The following is a 15,849-nucleotide window of genomic DNA, read 5'->3' as shown; positions in this document are numbered from 1 at the left end:
GGACGGCACCGGTCTCTCGACCATCATCCTCGGACTGATCGCGGCCATCGGTACCGGCGTCGTGCTCTACGTGGTGTCCAAGGCCAAGTGGTGAGCTCGATCCGCACACCCCTCGCCCTCGTGGTCGCGGCCCTCGCTTTCGTCGGCGCGAATCTCGTCATCTCGCCCGCACAGGCCCACACCGACTTCATCGGGTCTGATCCGCGTGACGGCGCCCGCCTCGACGAAGTCCCGCGCGAACTGCGGCTGGAGTTCTCGGACGAGATGGATCCGGGACTGAGCACGGTCACGCTGCAGGTCGAAGGCGGTGACAGCACGCCACTCGAGCTCCAGAGCGGTCAGAGCCGCAACGTCCTGCTGGCAGCGATGCCGACCTCGCCGGACCCCGGAGAGGGGACGACGACCTCGTGGGAGGTCGCCTTCCGTGTCGTCTCCCGCGACGGCCACCCGGTGGCAGGGACCGTGCGGTTCGTCGTACGGAACCGTGCCTTGCCCGTCCCCGACGAGAGCTCCTCGGCAGGTGAGATCGCGACGGAGGACCCGACCGACCAACGTACGCCTGCGGGGCGCGAGACCTGGCCGCTCGTGGCGGTAGCGGTCGGAGCGCTGCTGCTCCTCGTCCTCGCAGCAGGCACGGTGATGCGGCTGGTGCGTCGGGACACCCACACATGAGTGCACTGATGCAACGCGCGGGTGCGCCCGCGCTGCTGGTCGCGCCTGTCCTCATGGCTCTTGTGGCTCTGGTGGCCACAGGTCTGACCGGGGGCCTTTCGCCGCTTGGCATCGAGGGCCTGCCCGAACCGGGGAGCCTCACGCGAGTGGGTCTGCCGATCGTGCTGGTGGTGCGCGACCTGGCCGCCATGACGACAGTGGGAGCCCTGGTGCTCGCCGCCACCTGCGTTCCGCCGGCCGTCGGGACCAAGGAGCACGCCCTTGGGCCGGCTCGCAGACGGCTGGTGATGTGCGCGCAGCTCACAGCGACCGTGTGGGCAGTCGGTGGCCTCACCCTCATCGCGCTGGTCTACTCCGACGCATCCGGAAGCGCCGTCGGCGGCCCCGGCTTCGTCAGCCAAGCGGTCTTCTTCGCGTTTGAGTTCGAGCTCGGCAGGTACGGACTCTGGGGTGCGGCCCTCGCCGCAGCGGTCGCCACAGGGTGCGTGCTCGCCACCCGCGTCGGGGGGGTGGGCTTCATCGCGCTCTTGGCCATCGCCGCGCTCTGGCCGATGGCGCTGACCGGACACGCGGCCGGCAGCCTCAACCACGACGAAGCCGTCAACCTGCAGCTCTTCCACCTCATCGGCATCAGCGTCTGGCTCGGAGGACTCATCGCGCTCGTGCTGGTGGGTCGTCTCCTGGGAGAATCACTCGCGGCGACGGTGCGCCGCTACTCCACGCTGGCCGGCGGCTGCCTGGTCATGGTGACGGTGTCGGGAGTCGTGGGAGCATGGCTCCGGCTCCCCTCGGCGTCCGCGGCGCTGTCGCCCTACGGTGTCATCCTGGCGCTGAAGCTTGTCGCCGTGGCGATGCTGGCGGCGGCCGGCTGGTGGCACCGAAACCGCACCATCGCCGCGATGGAGCCCGGCTCGGGGCACGCCTTCCGGCGCCTCGTCGCTGCCGAACTGGTAGTCCTGCTGGGCGCTGCTGGCCTCGGAGTGGCGCTCAGCCGCACCGCCCCACCTGCGCCGCAGCAGGCACCGCAGCCCCTCACCGCAGCAGAAGCACTGCTGGGGAGCCCCCTCCCGGCCCCCCTCGACGCGTCGCGGTGGCTCACCGCGTGGAACGTCGACACCCTCTTCCTGCCCCTGGGAGTCGCAGGCATCCTCGGCTACCTGTGGGCCGTCGGGCGCCTACGTCGGCGCGGGGACACCTGGCCGTTGCTGCGCACAGTGTCGTGGCTCATGGGCTGGCTGCTCTTCGTGTGGGCCACGAACGGAGCTCCGGGCGTCTACGGCCGCGTGCTGTTCAGCATGCACATGGTCCAGCACATGACCATCGCCACCGCGGTTCCGGTCTTCCTGGTCCTAGGTACGCCCATCACCCTTGCACTGCGGGCCTTGCGGCGGCGCGACGACGGCTCGAGAGGACCGCGCGAGTGGCTCGTGAGCATGAGCCGCTCACTGCTGCTGCACGTGATAGGACACCCGCTCGTGGCCGCAGGCATGTTCGTGGTCAGCATGGTGGCCTTCTACTACACCTCCGCCTTCGCGATCTCCCTCGAGTCACACACAGCGCACGTCGTCATGACCCTGCACTTCCTCCTCACCGGCTACCTCTTCGCCGAGAGCGTCGTCGGTTCGGACCCTGCTCTCCACCGTCCCCCCTACCCCATGCGCGTGCTCCTCATCATCGGCACGTTCGGCTTCCACGCCCTGTTCGCCGTCAGCATGATGGCGAGCTCCACGGTGCTGGCGGCCGACTGGTTTGCGGCGCTCGACAGGCCCTGGGGTCGGTCACTGCTGGCCGACCAGTACCTCGGCGCCTCGATCGGATGGGTCATGGGCGAGTACCCGATCCTCATCATGGCCGTCGCGCTTATCGTCGGTTGGGTGCGGGCCGATGGTCGCGAGCGCCGCCGGTACGATCGTCGCGAGGACCGCGACGGGGACAGGGAGTTGACTGCCTACAACGCCTACCTGAGCCAGCTGCGCGACGCCGAACTGACACACAGACCGGCGCCTCCTACGATGGAGCCTCGTAGCACGAGTCGGGAGAAGGAGCAGCACCGGTGAGACAGCTGGGTCAGCTCGAAGCCGCAGTGATGCAGCACCTGTGGAGCGTGCGGGGGCCACTCTCCGTGCGCGAGATGCACGAGTTGCTCACAGAACAGCGGCCGCTCGCCTACACCACGGTGATGACAGTGATGGACAACCTGCACTCCAAGGGTCTGGTCAGCAGGCACAAGCAGGGGAAGGCCTATCTCTACACGCCTGTCTCCTCGCGTGATGAGCACACCGCGGAGGTCTTGCAGGAGGTGCTGGCGGACAGCCAGGACCGCACTGCCGCCCTCATGCACCTCGTGGGAAAGATGGACCCCGGCGAAGCCGCCGAGTTGTTGTCAGCGCTGTCGGAGCGAGTGGACGAGTCACCGTGACGGCGGCACTGCTCCTCCTCGTGTTCGCCGGCACCGTGTCGTGGCTGGGACGACGGATCTTGTGCCGGTCCTGGGCGTTGCGATCACCGCGCGTCGCGGTGATCGGCTGGCAGGCCCTGTCGACGTCGATCGTGGCGTCCATCCTCCTAGCCGCAATCGCCCTCGCACTGCCGTTCCTGCCGCTGAGGTTCTCTTTGGCCTACCTGCTGGGCGCTCACACCCTCACGATCGTGGAGCACTACGAGACCCCGCTCGGGAGCTGGCCGGGCGTCATCGGTCTGACGCTGGTTGCTGGCCTCACCACCATGCTCATGACCAGCACGGTGCGCAGCTTCGCGCGAACCCGCCGAGTGCGCCGATCACAGCTCCACTCGTTGGAACTGATCGGACGTCGCCACCCAGGTGGATTCATCGTGATCGAGCACGAGGTCCCGGTTGCCTACTGCCTCCCCGACAGCGGGGAAGGCACGGTGGTGTTGTCATCCGCGGCGCTGGAACTGCTCGATGACCGCGAACGGGAGCTGGTGCTGGGGCATGAACGCAACCACCTCCGCGCACGACACGACCTCGCTCTGGCCTACTCGGGCGCGCTCGCACGAACCTTCCCATGGGTACCGCTTTTCGCCGTGGCGCACGCCCAGATCGCGGTCCTGCTCGAGATGGCGGCAGACGATGCGGCCGTCGGTCCGGCGGACCGTCGGTCGTTGGCTGCCGCGATCGTGGCTCTCGGGACCGGTGTGCGGCCTGAAGCAGCTCTGGCCGCCAGCGACACTGGAGCGCTGCTGCGCGTACGACGGCTCACCTCGACACCGCGATCTCCCCTCTGGGGACTGAGCTACCTCGCGGGCACTGCCGTGGCGATGGTCCTCGCGCTGCCCCTGGGTCTGGCGTTGGCTCCCGCTGTGGAGGCCGCAACGAGGGACTGCTGCACGGTCGACGACCTGGCTGCTCACAACTGAGGCGCTATCGCGCAGGGCTACCGGCGCGCGATGGGTCTGTCGAGGCGTCCTTGACGAGCCCGATGAGTGTGGACGCGTCCACCTGGCCCACGACCCGCGCCGCTACGGCGCCGTCAGCGTCGATCACCACGGTGCTGGGCACCGCAGCGGCGGTCAGCACGCCGCCGAACGCCAGGATCGTTCTGGCGCTGTCATCGGGATTGATGCTGGGATAGGGGATGTCGAAGGCGCGCTCGAAGGCGCGGGCGGCGTCGGGACTGTCTCGGACGTTGATCCCGTAGAACTGCGCGCGATCGCCGAGCCTCTGGGCGGCGTCGACCAGATCTGGGGCTTCCGCGCGGCACGGTCCGCACCACGACCCCCAGACGTTCATGACCGTCACCGTGCCGCGCAGGCTCTTGCTGTTCAGGGTGCCGCCGTCCAGAAGCGTCGCTTCGAAGGCGGCGACGGTCGGACGTTCGCCGGGCTCGAACTGCTGCACGAGGTCGCCCGTCACCGCGGACCCGCTGCTGGACGACGGCTGCTCCACCCGCGCCTGAGTGAACACGACCCAGCAGATGACGGCGGTGACAAGGACGATCGAGATGAAGATGGCACTTCGTCGCGCTTGGATGCTCATAGGGGGGCCTGCCATCCGGTGATGAGGGTTTGCAGCGATGCGACACCTTGCGACCAGAGCCCTGACACCTGCAGCAGCCCGACGACGATCAGCAGTAGTCCGCCCCCTCGGGTGATCAACACTGAGCGCTCGCGAACCCAGGCGAAGACGCGCATCGAGCGGGTCAGCGACATGGCCGCCAGCAGGAACGGGATGCCGAGGCCGATGGCGTAGCCGAGCGACAGGAGCGCACCCCGCCCGGCCGTGGCGGTCGTGGTGGCCAGCGTCAGCACCGCGGCCAGGGCAGGGCCCATGCACGGCGTCCACCCGATGGCGAAGACCGCCCCCAGGAGGGGTGCGCCGGCCAGGCCCACGCGGGGAGTGATCCGCAACCGCAGGGTGCTCCCCAGGACGGGAAGTCTGCCGGCGACGCCGGTGAACAGGATGCCGAGGCCGATGGTCAGCACGCCCGCGACTCGCACGATGGTGTCCTGGCGGACCAGGAGCTGCGCGCCGAGCGACCCGAAGAGCAGTCCGTAGCTGGTGAACACGAGCGCGAAGCCGAGCACGAACAAGAACGCACCCAGCATCGTCCTGGAGCGCCGCGCGGGTGCGCCTCCGCCGAGCTCTCGCGCGACCTCTGACTCCGTGCCTGCCATCCCGGCGACGTACGACAGGTAGCCGGGGACCAGCGGCAGCGAGCACGGCGTGAAGAAGGACAGCAGGCCTGCCAGCATGGCAATGGGCAGGGCGACCAACATCGCCCCGTCGAGAATGGCCTCCTGGGCGCCGCCGATCACGACCTGATCCTCACAGCAGGGTCGACCAGTAGGACCAGAAGCGCTCGGTGATCGACACCAGCAGCACGACGAACGGCACCAGCAACAGGGGCGCGTGCCATTCGCGTACGAACTCAAGTGCCCGGTTGTTCCTCGCGCCCGCTCCGAGAACGCCCTCGGCGAGGTTGCGCAGGGTGACGTACCAGAACAACGGAATCACCGTGGCCCATACGACCATGCAGTAGGGGCACAGTGCGCCGATGCGGTAGATGCTCTGGAACGCTAGCCACGACACAAGTGCCAGGGCCGTCGTGACACCGATCTGGAGGCCGGTCCAGTACCAGCGCGCGAGCCGCCCGCCGGCCAGAACGACCATGCCCGTGGTCACCAGCACCGGAAAGGCAGCAACCCCGATGATCGGGTTGGGAAACCCCAGCAGCGATGCCTGGGCTGTCTCCATGACCGAACCGCAGCTGAGGATCGGGTTGATGCTGCAGGTAGGGACGTACTCGCTGTCCTGGGCAAGCTTGAAACGCTCGATGAGCAGCACCGCCGAAGCGACGAAGCCGATGAGTCCCCCCGTGCTCAGGCCCCAGGCGAGTCGACGATCAGCGCTCATTCTGCGAGGGCTTCATCCAGGACTGCAGAGAAGTCCTCAACGGCCTGCGGCTCGAAGAGCTCGCCGTCGACGTAGAACGTCGGGGTGCCCGCCACTCCCAACGACTCGCCGTCAGCCACGTCGCTGTCGACTCGCGCCCCGACCTCCTCCGAAGTGACGTCGGCGTCGTACTGGTCCATGTCCAGACCGAGGTCCTCGGCGTAGGTGCGGAAGAGGTCTTCCTTCGACTCCTGCGACTCGCCCCACTCCTTCTGCGTCTCGTACATGAGGCTGTACATCGCCTCCAGCTCGCCCTGCCGCGCGGCCGCCTCCACGGCGCGAGCGGCATTCCCCGAGTTGGAGTGTCCGGGGAGCGGGAAGTAGCGAATGACGAAGGTCACCTCGCCGGCGTACTTCTCCCGGAGGTCCTCCACGATGGGATAGGCGGCACCGCAGGCCTCGCACTCGAAGTCGAGGAACTCCACGAAGGTGACTCCGCTGGCCCCCTCCTCGCCGAGGATCCTGCTGTCCTCACGGACGATGGCACCGTCGGCGATGGCTGACGAGACATCGGCGGCCGCGGGCTTGTCGCCGCCTTGCACCTGGTTCAGAGCGAACACCCCACCGATCGCGAGGACGATGATCACTGCTACGGCGAGGGCCGCCTTGGTCTGGTTCCGCACGTCTGCTGCCTTCCGTCGCATCTACTATTGTTCATAGTAGCAATGGGCGGTAGCGGCGTTGCGCGCACGTCGAACGTCATACGCCCTTGAGTGTGGTGGCCGCTGCCTAGATCACGACCCCAGGAGATCCGCCATGCCCGCCTTCATCCGTACGACCAAGACCGTTGTCGCCGCACTCGTAGCGGTGACCGTGCTGGCCGCGTGCTCCAGCCCCGACACGACCTCCGAACCGACCTCGGAGACATCGTCAGCGACGCCGTCGACCTCGACCACACCGACCCCCACCGAGAGCGCACCGGCGACGACTGAAGAGGAGCCCACTCCGGCCGGGCCCTCGCTGAGCGTCACGATCGACGGTGAAGACGTCCAGCCGAACGCCCAGGAGATCGACCTGGCAGTGGGGGAGAAGTTGACGATCGAGTTCCAGTCCAACCGTGCCGGTGAGCTCCACGTCCACTCGACCCCCGAGCAGTTCGTGAAGTTCGGTGCCGGGGCCACCAGCGCACAGCTGGTGATTAAGACTCCGGGCACCGTGGAGGTCGAGGAGCACGACACGAGCGCCGTGGTCGCCCTCATCGAGGTCCGCTGAATGAGGTCCCTGATCCTCCCGATGCACGGCCTGGGCGGCGGGTCCGACCTGCCCATCCCGGCATCGCTGGCGATCGCAGCCGGCACTGCGGCCCTGACGGTGTCCTTCGTCGTGCTGCTCCTCGCCTGGCGGAGCCCCCGCTTCGGCGACGGACGCATCGATCGCATGGTGCCCGTTCCACTTGCCCGCATCTTCGACAGCATCGGTTGGTCGATGCTGCTCCGTGCAATGGGGCTCGCGTTCTTCTGCTTCATGCTCTGGCCGGCGCTCTTCGGGCCGGACAGCCTGATCAACCCGATGTTCGGGGTGATCTACGTGTGGCTCTGGGTCGGACTCGTCCCGGCGTCGCTGCTGTTCGGCCGGTTCTACCGAGCGATCAGTCCCGTCCGGACGCTCTACCTGCTGCTGGCGCGGGCCACGGGTCAGCCGCCCTCGCAAGGACTTCGGGAGTACCCAGCGTGGCTCGGCTACTGGCCCGCTGCGATCGGACTGTTCGCCTTCGTGTGGCTTGAGCTGGTGTCTCCGGACTCGACCTACCTCGGTCCGCTGCGACTGTGGATGGCCCTCTATCTCGCTGCGATGGTCGTTGGAAGCGCTGTCTTCGGAGATCGTTGGCTGGAGCGTGCCGACCCGTTCGAGGTCTACTCCACGCTTCTGGCACACCTGTCACCCTGGGGGCGCGACGACGCCGGCCGTCTGGTGTGGGTCAGTCCACTGAGACATCTGTCGCGCATCCCTGCCGAGGGTGGTCTGGTCGCCGTCGTCGCCGTGCTGCTCGGAAGCACGGCCTACGACAGCTGGCGCGACAGCGCGACCTGGATCCGCTTCCTTCAGGGCAGCAACGTGAGCCCGACCACGTGGGGCACCGTCGGTCTCCTGGTCGCCATCGTCATCGTCGGCGTGACGTTCGCTGCCGCGTCGATGGCTACCGGAGTGGGCCGTGTTGATCGTTGGCAGGTTCCGCGGCGTCTGGCCCACTCCGTCGTGCCGATCATCGTCGGCTACATGGTCGCCCACTACCTCAGCTTTTTCGTCCAGACCGGGCAGCTGACCCTCATCCAGATCAGCGATCCCCTGGGTGACGGGTCGAACCTGTTCGGCACGGCGGACTGGCAGGTGAACTACTGGCTTGCGCAGCATCCGACCTTCCTGGCTACGACGAAGGTGCTGGCCATCGTCACCGGGCACGTGCTCGGTGTGGTTGCGGCTCACGACCGGGCGTTGGAGATCTTGCCCAAGCGGCATCAGGTCACCGGCCAACTTCCTTTGCTGTTCGCGATGGTGCTGTACACCTTCACGGGCCTGTACCTGCTGTTCGGATCCTAGGTCTCGGCGAGCACATCGCCGGACTTCAGCGAAGCGGAAGTTGCAGCCTCTCCGCCGACGACGGCAGTGCCCGGGTCCCGGCAAATCACCAGGACCCGGGGCACCAACCGGCGGGAATGTGCTAGACGACTACTGCGACTCGAGGATTGCCTTCATCGTCTCGATCTCAGCGGCTTGCGTCTCCTCGATGGTCTCGGCCAGGTCGATCGCGTCCGGGCTCTCACCGTCGGCCTGCTCGGTCTGCGCCATCTCGATCGCGCCCTCGTGATGCTCGATCATCATCGACAAGAACATCTCGTCGAACGCTGATCCGGAGGCTGAGTCCAACTCGTCCATCTGGCCGGACGACATCATGCCCGGCATGCCGTCCGTGCCGCCGTGGTCCATACCGCCCATGCCACCGCCGTCGGTGTCTGGGACGTCCTCACCCCACGTTTCGAGCCACGAGCTCATTTGCTCGATCTCCGGTCCCTGGGCAGCACTGATGTCCTCAGCGAGATCCTTCACGTCCTGACTCTCGGCGTTCGCGAGGGCCATTTCGGCCATCTGTACGGCCTGTGCGTGGTGGGGGATCATCTCGGTCGCGAACGTCACGTCCTGATCGTTGTGGTCCCCGGAGGCAGCACTGGTGCTGTCGCCGCCCCCGCAGGCGGTCAAGGCCATCCCCAACGCCAACAATGGCGCTACGAGCTTCACGATCTTGGTCCTGTTCATGCTCTTCTCCTTCAGGTCTGTGTTTCGGGCAGGCACGAGCGTCCGGACGCCGGGCTGGCGTCCGGACGGCGTGCTCCTCAGCACCGCCAGATGGAGAGTTCCGCCCTCAGTGGAGGACTCAGGTCGCGCGCGGTCACCAACAGTCGCGCTACGCATGCTTCGAGTGTCTGCCGGGGGACGGTCCACATCGGCCGGCTGCTGGGCCGGCGGCGAAGCCACAGCATGCCGAAGGCCAGGAGCGCCAGGCACAGCATGAGAAGGCCAGCACCGCCGGTCGGGTCGGATGCCGCGTCGTTGGCGGAGACGAGATGTGTGGCATCCGCATCGGCAGACACGGGTCCGGCCGGGGCAGCGCCGTCCGCGTCGTGCCTGGTCGTCGACATCCCCGACGCGGGCATGGCGGGGGCGGACGAGCTCGACGCCGAGTTCATGGCTGAGGGCGCCTCGCTGGCGTGCGCGCCGTGCATCCCGAGTCCATGCATCGCAAGAAGCCCCGCTATGACCGCGGTCGCCAACCATCGACGACGTCCAGCCATCACCGTGTGGTCGCGAAACGGCGTTCGAGCGCGCCGCGACCCATGAGCGGTTCTGATCGAACGCGTGCGCTCAAGGCTCTTGGGTCGCGACGTTCCTGCAGCCATCAACATTCACCATAGACACTGGGTCCACGCTTGGCTCATTGGATCCGCCCCGTCCGGTGGCGCCAGCAGCCGCCACCAGTCGATACCCGCAGGGGGTACGGGCATTGCGGTGTCGACATCTTCACCCCCGGATCAAGTGAGGGAGTCGCCGGGTCGTCTCGGTGACGGAAGGAGTCGCATCAGTACCGAGTGTCGGTGGTCTTGGGGCGCGCCCCCTAGCATCAAGACATGTTCACTAGGCGGGGACGGCGCACGGCATCCATCGTCGGTGCCAGCGCGTTAACTTTGGCCCTGGTCGCCTGCGGATCCGGATCGAGCAACGGTATCGACAGCGCAACGAACTCTCAGACAGGCAGTTCGCCGAGTGTCATGCCACCTTGGCCCGCGCCGGTGTCAGGCATCCCGGCGCTGGTGGAGGGTGCAGGACTCGACCTGGGGCCGATGGGCACGGCCGAGCACTACCACCCGACACTGCGTATCGTCATCGACGACGAGCGAGTCGCCATCCCGCCCAACATCGGCGTCGACCCGAGCACTGGAGCCATGTCGGCCGTGCATACGCATGAGGGCGACGGCACCATCCACATCGAAGCCGACACGGTCGGCGAGGTGTTCACCCTCGGTCAGCTCTTCACCCAGTGGAACGTCGTCCTCGGCGAGGATCAGATCGGCGGCGTCAAGTCTGACAACCCGATCATCGTCACCGTCAACGGCCAGCAGGTAATGGGTGACCCCGCCGGACTGCGGTTGCGTCCCGACCAGCAGATCCTCCTCGAGGTCTCATGATGTCTTGGAAGCCGCAGCACTGTCCGTGCAGAGCACAGAAGAGGTGCAGATGAATGGCGTACCAGCGTTCGTGGCGAAAGGCGTGTTGGCGGCCCTCCTCGTGGGCATCGGCGCATGGCTCACCTACCACGGGCTCGGTGCGGGCGGTGGCAACACGTCCAGGTCTTGGGCGACCTTCGGCCCCCTCCTCGCCGGGCTTGGTGTCGCGCTGGCCATCGTCGCCGTGACAGGTCGGGGCCACCGGTGACTCTCGCGCGTCGTCGGATTAAGCGGACGCTAGAATCTCCTCGTGGGCCGGAGGGCAGCACATGGCGTACGTGATCCTGGCGCTGTTCCTGGTTGCGGTTTCAGCCTTGACGATTGCATCCCTTCGTGGGCGCCGCGTAGTTCACTCATGCTGCGCGCCGGCCGATGCTGCTGACGACCTCCGAATGCGCGCGGCGTTCGAGAATGACGTCTGACGAGTTTCACCACACCTCTGATGTTGACTCCGCGAGCCTCCTTGGCCTCCGCAACAACGCAAACTCGCGTGACTACGATCCGGACCCTCATGGTTCGGCCACGGTCGTAAGGAGTGGTTCCACATCGCCTGATGCGCAACGCTCTCTCGCGTCACAGGTGTTGGTTGCGGAGCCTCAAGGCGTTGGTGATGACGCTGACCGACGACAGGGCCATGGCGGCGGCGGCAATCATCGGTGAGAGCAGAAGCCCGGTGACCGGGTAGAGGACTCCGGCGGCAATCGGGATGCCGGCGACGTTGTAAATGAACGCAAAGACGAGGTTCTGGCGGATGTTCGACATCGTGGCGCCGGACAGCTGCCTGGCACGGACGATGCCGGTGAGGTCGCCATTGAGGAGCGTGACCCCGGCTGACTCAATGGCTACGTCGGTGCCGGTGCCCATGGCGAGACCCACATCGGCTGCCGCCAGGGCAGGGGCGTCGTTGACGCCGTCACCGGCCATGGCGACCACCCGGCCTTCGGCGCGGAGGCGTTGTACGACGTCGGCCTTGTGGTCGGGCAGGACTTCCGCTTCGACCCGGTCGATGCCCAGTTTGCGGGCAACGGCCTCTGCCGTGACGCGGTTGTCGCCGGTGAGCATGACGACCTCGATGCCTGCGGCGTGCAGAGCTTCGACTGCTTCGGGGGTGGTCTCCTTGACGGGGTCGGCGATCGCGAAGATGCCCGCGACTGCCGTGTCGATGCCGATGAAGATGACAGTGGCACCGTCGCCCCGCAACCGGTCCGCTTCGGCGAGGAGAGCAGCGGGGTCCATGTGCTGGCCGGTCATGAAGTCGGCGCTACCCAGCGTGACGGTGCGACCGTCGACGACACCCACGACGCCGCGTCCGACGGGTGAGTCGAAGTCGGTCACCGTCGGGATGGTCAGGTGCTTGTCGTTGGCGGCGTTGACGATGGCTTGAGCGAGCGGGTGCTCGGAAGCCCTCTCGACTCCGGCAGCGAGCCGGAGCAGCTCGTCGGCCTCGAAGGCGTCGACGGGACCGATGTGGGTGACGGAGGGGCGCCCTTCGGTGAGGGTGCCGGTCTTGTCGACCACGAGGGTGTTGACCTTCTCCATCCGCTCGAGCGCTTCAGCGTTCTTGATGAGGACACCCATCTGCGCTCCCCGTCCGACGCCGACCATGATGGAGACCGGTGTGGCGAGCCCGAGCGCACATGGGCAGGCGATGATGAGGACCGCGACCGCCACGACGAGGGCGTGCGCCAGCCGAGGGTCAGGGCCAACAAGCGCCCACACGGCGAACGCGACCACAGCGATGACGATGACGATGGGAACGAAGACGCCCGCGACCCGGTCCGCCATCCGCTGGATGGGTGCACGGGAACGTTGAGCGTCGGCGACCATCTGCACGATGCGGGCGAGCATTGTGTCGCGTCCGACCTTTTCGGCGACCATGACCAGCGCGCCGGTCTGGTTGATCGTGCCGCCGATGACCACGTCGCCGACGGTTTTGGTGGTCGGCATCGACTCACCGGTCACCAAGGACTCATCAACAGAGGACCGTCCCTCTTCGACCGCACCGTCGACCGGCACCTTCTCGCCCGGACGGACCCGCAACCGGTCACCGAGCTGGACCTCATCCAAAGCCACTTCTTCGTCGGTGCCGTCGGCACGGACCCGCCGGGCCGTCTTGGGGCTCAGGTCGAGCAGCGCCTTGATGGCACCGGACGTCTGTTCACGGGCGCGTAGTTCCAACACCTGCCCTAGCAGAACCAGGGTGGTGATGACGGCGGCGGCTTCGAAGTAGACATCAACGGTGCCGTCCATCCGGAACGCTTCGGGGAAGATGCCCGGTGCGACTGTGGCGACCACGCTGAACAGCCAAGCGACACCGGTGCCCATCGCGATCAACGTGAACATGTTCAGCTGCATGGTCCGGACCGACGTCCAGCCCCGCTGGAAGAAGGGCCAGCCAGCCCACAGAACTACCGGCGTCGCCAACACGAGCTGGACCCACGCAGAGGTTCGCGGGGAGATGAGGTCGTGCAGTGCGGGGAACAGGTCCCCGCCCATCCCGAGGATGAGGACCGGGATGGACAGCACGACACCGACCCAGAACCGGCGGGTCATGCCGGCGAGTTCCGCATTGGGGCCGGTGTCCGCTGTGACCAGGACCGGTTCCAGTGCCATCCCGCAGATGGGGCATGACCCGGGTCCGGGCTGCCGGATCTCGGGGTGCATCGGGCACGTGTACTCCGCCACCTCAGCCCCTGCCGGAACCTCAGTCGCACCGACCGCCGCGTGGTCGTGCCCTGCATGCCCCGCGTACTGGTCGGGGTTGGCCTCGAACTTCGCCTGGCAGCCTGCGGAGCAGAAGTGGAACGTCTCCCCATCGTGCGCCGCCGTCAGCGTGCTCGTTGCGCGGTTCACGTCCATCCCGCACACCGGGTCCTTGACCGTCAGGGTGGCGGGACGTGCGTCGTGTTGGATCGGGTGGCTGTCCATGATTCGAGAATACCCCCTAGGGGTATATGGTCAAGGGCCGAAAGACCTGAGCCCGAGATGGAGAAGCAGGGCGGTCAGAGGCGCTTGGGCTCGTCGGCTGAAACCGTCGTCTGTGTCGTCGTCGGCGCAGCGGGGGCGTTGCCGTGCATGCCACCCATGCCCTTCATCATGAAGAACATCATGAGCGGGCAGACCAGGAACAACAGGAACGCGCCAGGCATCCCTGCCCACACCGCCAACGCGGCACCAGCGACAAGCGCAACCCCGTAGAACGGGTAGTGGTCCTTGTTCATGATCTCTCCCAACAGCAATCGGCGAGAGCATCCCGCCTACTCACATCATCGGACGGTATGCAGGTCATCAGTAGGGCAGAAGGTCCCCCGATCGGGACTAGTGATCCCCCGGGTCGCGTTGGCTGGCGAGGTGCGAGGCCTGAGGCCGGACTGCCGGGAGGGGCGTTGCACCCGTTTCGCGTCCGCGCCGGGTCAGAGTTCCGGACGTCTCGCCGTTCGAACCCATCTAGGAGGCGGCTCTCCGCGAGGTCGCCGGGCTCGAAGGCTCGACGCCTCTAGCGCCGTCGAAGCCGGCGCGGCTTCCACCTGGGCAACACGCGGGCTATGTGGGACGCGTACGAGACCCAAGATTCCAATGCGCCAACAAACGAGCTACCTACGGCCCGGTCATGCCCAATCTGGGGCACAACACTCCGAAGTGAACGTGGAGGTCACTCCGCGCAGATCCGAGAATCCGCGATCACCCCGTGTCATGTCACTCCGTAGCGCTCGATTTCTTCCTAAGGAATCGCGTTCAGATCTCTTCAACGGTGTCTACGCCTGGCGTCCAGCCGCGCGCCTCTGCACGTCGGCGCGCCAACTCGGCAAGCCGACCGGACGCGGCCTGCTGATAGCGCATGGCCGCCTGGTTGGTGGAGTGTCCCCCGAGTGCCATGAGTTCGGCCAGTGTGGCGCCGTGTCGGGCGGCTTCGGTCAGGGCTCCGTGCCTGAGGTCATGGAAGCGAAGGTCCTCGCGGCCAGCGACGCGACGAGCTTCGTACCATCCCCACCCCATTGTCGCCGGTTTGCCACGGCGCTTCTTGGAGACCTTGCCGTAGAAGGCGCTGGGGGAGAGGTGTTCAGCGTTGCGGCCGGGAAAGATCAACCCCTGCGGGCCAGGCGCAGCGTGAAGCCTCTCGTGTTCCCGCACGGCCTCGATGATGTCTGGCGGGATTGGGACGTCGCGAATGCCAGCTTCGCTCTTGGGAGCTTTGGCGATGACCCCAGCGGAACGCGAGCGGACCACGCCTCGTCGTACGCGGATGACCCCTTGGGCGAGTTCGATGTCCGAGCGCCGAAGCTCAGCGAGTTCACCGAAGCGAAGCGCGCAGCCGTCGGCGAGCAGGACCATCAATCTGTGCCGCTCTGGCATGGCCGCCACGATCGTCGCTACCTCGTCGGCAGTCGCCGGGCGGATCCGTCGCTTGGTGCCAGACGAACCACCGCCCGAAATGCCGCAAGGGTTGAAAGGGATGAGGGCGACGCCGCTGTTCTTGGTCGGGTCGGCTGCGCTGCGCATGATCGCCCGCAAGAGCGAGTAGGCGTGAGCCTGATAGGTGGGGGTGTCGGCGACGGTGTCGTACCACTCGGCCACTGCCTCCGGAGTGACGTCCTTGAGCCCGACGTCGTCGAAGGTCGGCAGGATGAACCGATCAAGCAGGTCCTGGTAGTGGTCTCGCGTGCGCTCAGCGAGCGGGCGTCCCTTCACCTTCCTGTTGGCAAGCCAGCGAGGTGCGTAGTCGCCGACCGTCACCAGCGCGGTCAGGGTGCTTGCCCGGCGCGACGATGGGGGAGCCCAGGATCCTGCCGTGATCATGCGTCGCTCATCGACGAGCCACGCCTCGGCGTCGTCCTTGGACTCGAAGGTGTGAGGCGCGTTGTGGCGGAGCGGTTCGCCGCTGGGTGTCTCGCGGCCGTCGGGGTCTGCGTAGCGAGCCCGATAGCGCCCGCTGGGCAGTCGGGTGATCTGCCCGAACTGCCGGCGCTCGGGTGCTCTGGCCATTTCCCAGTATCCCTTCGCGTGTCCACTACGTGTCCACCAGAAGGGTATTCGTGTCCATAGGGG

16 protein-coding genes are annotated in these 15,849 nt (G+C 66.9%); 8 read left to right on the top strand and 8 right to left on the bottom strand.

Annotation, left to right across the window (positions count from 1 at the left end):
* The first annotated feature begins 90 nt into the window (after positions 1–90).
* From BM127_RS16835 to BM127_RS16820, 4 genes are all read left to right on the top strand, one after another.
* On the top strand, positions 91–672 hold the full coding sequence (locus tag BM127_RS16835; RefSeq protein WP_157829562.1) for a copper resistance CopC family protein: 582 nt from the start codon (positions 91–93) through the stop codon (positions 670–672).
* A gap of 146 nt (positions 673–818) precedes the next feature.
* Positions 819–2,729, top strand: coding sequence for a bifunctional copper resistance protein CopD/cytochrome c oxidase assembly protein (locus BM127_RS16830; RefSeq protein ID WP_175507434.1), 1,911 nt, complete (start codon positions 819–821; stop codon positions 2,727–2,729).
* The gene (locus tag BM127_RS16825; RefSeq protein ID WP_091200371.1) at positions 2,726–3,091 is read left to right on the top strand and encodes a BlaI/MecI/CopY family transcriptional regulator; all 366 of its coding nucleotides are present in this window, start codon (positions 2,726–2,728) and stop codon (positions 3,089–3,091) included. Before BM127_RS16830 ends, BM127_RS16825 begins: the two co-directional genes overlap by 4 nt.
* The gene (locus tag BM127_RS16820) at positions 3,088–4,050 is read left to right on the top strand and encodes a M56 family metallopeptidase (protein ID WP_091200369.1); all 963 of its coding nucleotides are present in this window, start codon (positions 3,088–3,090) and stop codon (positions 4,048–4,050) included. Before BM127_RS16825 ends, BM127_RS16820 begins: the two co-directional genes overlap by 4 nt.
* 4 nt (positions 4,051–4,054) lie before the next feature.
* On the opposite strand, the gene BM127_RS16815 is transcribed toward BM127_RS16820, so the two are convergent.
* Genes BM127_RS16815 through BM127_RS16800 form a run of 4 tightly spaced genes read right to left on the bottom strand, consistent with a single transcriptional unit; the run spans position 4,055 to position 6,708 of the window.
* Positions 4,055–4,669 (bottom strand): TlpA family protein disulfide reductase, encoded by a 615-nt coding sequence (locus tag BM127_RS16815; protein ID WP_157829564.1) that lies wholly within the window; start codon positions 4,667–4,669, stop codon positions 4,055–4,057.
* On the bottom strand, positions 4,666–5,448 hold the full coding sequence (locus tag BM127_RS16810; RefSeq protein ID WP_231263370.1) for a cytochrome c biogenesis CcdA family protein: 783 nt from the start codon (positions 5,446–5,448) through the stop codon (positions 4,666–4,668). Before BM127_RS16810 ends, BM127_RS16815 begins: the two co-directional genes overlap by 4 nt.
* Positions 5,449–5,458: 10 nt before the next feature.
* Positions 5,459–6,046, bottom strand: coding sequence for a vitamin K epoxide reductase family protein (locus BM127_RS16805; protein ID WP_091200365.1), 588 nt, complete (start codon positions 6,044–6,046; stop codon positions 5,459–5,461).
* The gene (locus BM127_RS16800) at positions 6,043–6,708 is read right to left on the bottom strand and encodes a DsbA family protein (RefSeq protein WP_198554303.1); all 666 of its coding nucleotides are present in this window, start codon (positions 6,706–6,708) and stop codon (positions 6,043–6,045) included. Before BM127_RS16800 ends, BM127_RS16805 begins: the two co-directional genes overlap by 4 nt.
* Before the next feature lie 133 nt (positions 6,709–6,841).
* Here BM127_RS16800 and BM127_RS16795 point away from each other — a divergent pair, with 133 nt between their 5' ends.
* Entirely contained in the window at positions 6,842–7,297 is a 456-nt protein-coding gene (locus BM127_RS16795; protein ID WP_091200362.1) for a hypothetical protein, read from the top strand.
* Positions 7,298–7,318: 21 nt separating this feature from the next.
* Positions 7,319–8,623: a hypothetical protein gene (locus tag BM127_RS16790; protein WP_231263371.1), complete on the top strand. Its 1,305-nt coding sequence runs from the start codon at positions 7,319–7,321 to the stop codon at positions 8,621–8,623.
* A gap of 129 nt (positions 8,624–8,752) precedes the next feature.
* On the opposite strand, the gene BM127_RS16785 is transcribed toward BM127_RS16790, so the two are convergent.
* Entirely contained in the window at positions 8,753–9,337 is a 585-nt protein-coding gene (locus tag BM127_RS16785) for a DUF305 domain-containing protein (protein ID WP_091200360.1), read from the bottom strand.
* An 869-nt stretch (positions 9,338–10,206) separates the two neighbouring features.
* Here BM127_RS16785 and BM127_RS16775 point away from each other — a divergent pair.
* Both BM127_RS16775 and BM127_RS16770 read left to right on the top strand, forming a co-directional pair.
* The gene (locus BM127_RS16775; RefSeq protein ID WP_175507432.1) at positions 10,207–10,764 is read left to right on the top strand and encodes a hypothetical protein; all 558 of its coding nucleotides are present in this window, start codon (positions 10,207–10,209) and stop codon (positions 10,762–10,764) included.
* 4 nt (positions 10,765–10,768) lie between these two features.
* The gene (locus tag BM127_RS16770) at positions 10,769–11,011 is read left to right on the top strand and encodes a hypothetical protein (RefSeq protein ID WP_139227764.1); all 243 of its coding nucleotides are present in this window, start codon (positions 10,769–10,771) and stop codon (positions 11,009–11,011) included.
* Between the two features lie 365 nt (positions 11,012–11,376).
* Here the strand turns inward: BM127_RS16770 and BM127_RS16765 are convergent, their stop codons facing one another.
* The 3 genes from BM127_RS16765 to BM127_RS16755 all read right to left on the bottom strand — a co-directional run bounded on the left by BM127_RS16765 (position 11,377) and on the right by BM127_RS16755 (position 15,786).
* Positions 11,377–13,731, bottom strand: coding sequence for a heavy metal translocating P-type ATPase (locus BM127_RS16765; protein ID WP_091200355.1), 2,355 nt, complete (start codon positions 13,729–13,731; stop codon positions 11,377–11,379).
* 74 nt (positions 13,732–13,805) lie between these two features.
* Positions 13,806–14,024: a DUF2933 domain-containing protein gene (locus tag BM127_RS16760; RefSeq protein ID WP_091200498.1), complete on the bottom strand. Its 219-nt coding sequence runs from the start codon at positions 14,022–14,024 to the stop codon at positions 13,806–13,808.
* A gap of 514 nt (positions 14,025–14,538) precedes the next feature.
* A complete protein-coding gene (locus BM127_RS16755; RefSeq protein WP_091200353.1) occupies positions 14,539–15,786 on the bottom strand; it encodes a tyrosine-type recombinase/integrase in 1,248 nt (415 codons plus the stop codon).
* Positions 15,787–15,849: the final 63 nt, after the last annotated feature.

The organism is Nocardioides alpinus, from assembly GCF_900112035.1.
GTDB lineage: Bacteria > Actinomycetota > Actinomycetes > Propionibacteriales > Nocardioidaceae > Nocardioides > Nocardioides alpinus.
This window is presented reverse-complemented; position numbering and strand designations above follow the sequence as displayed.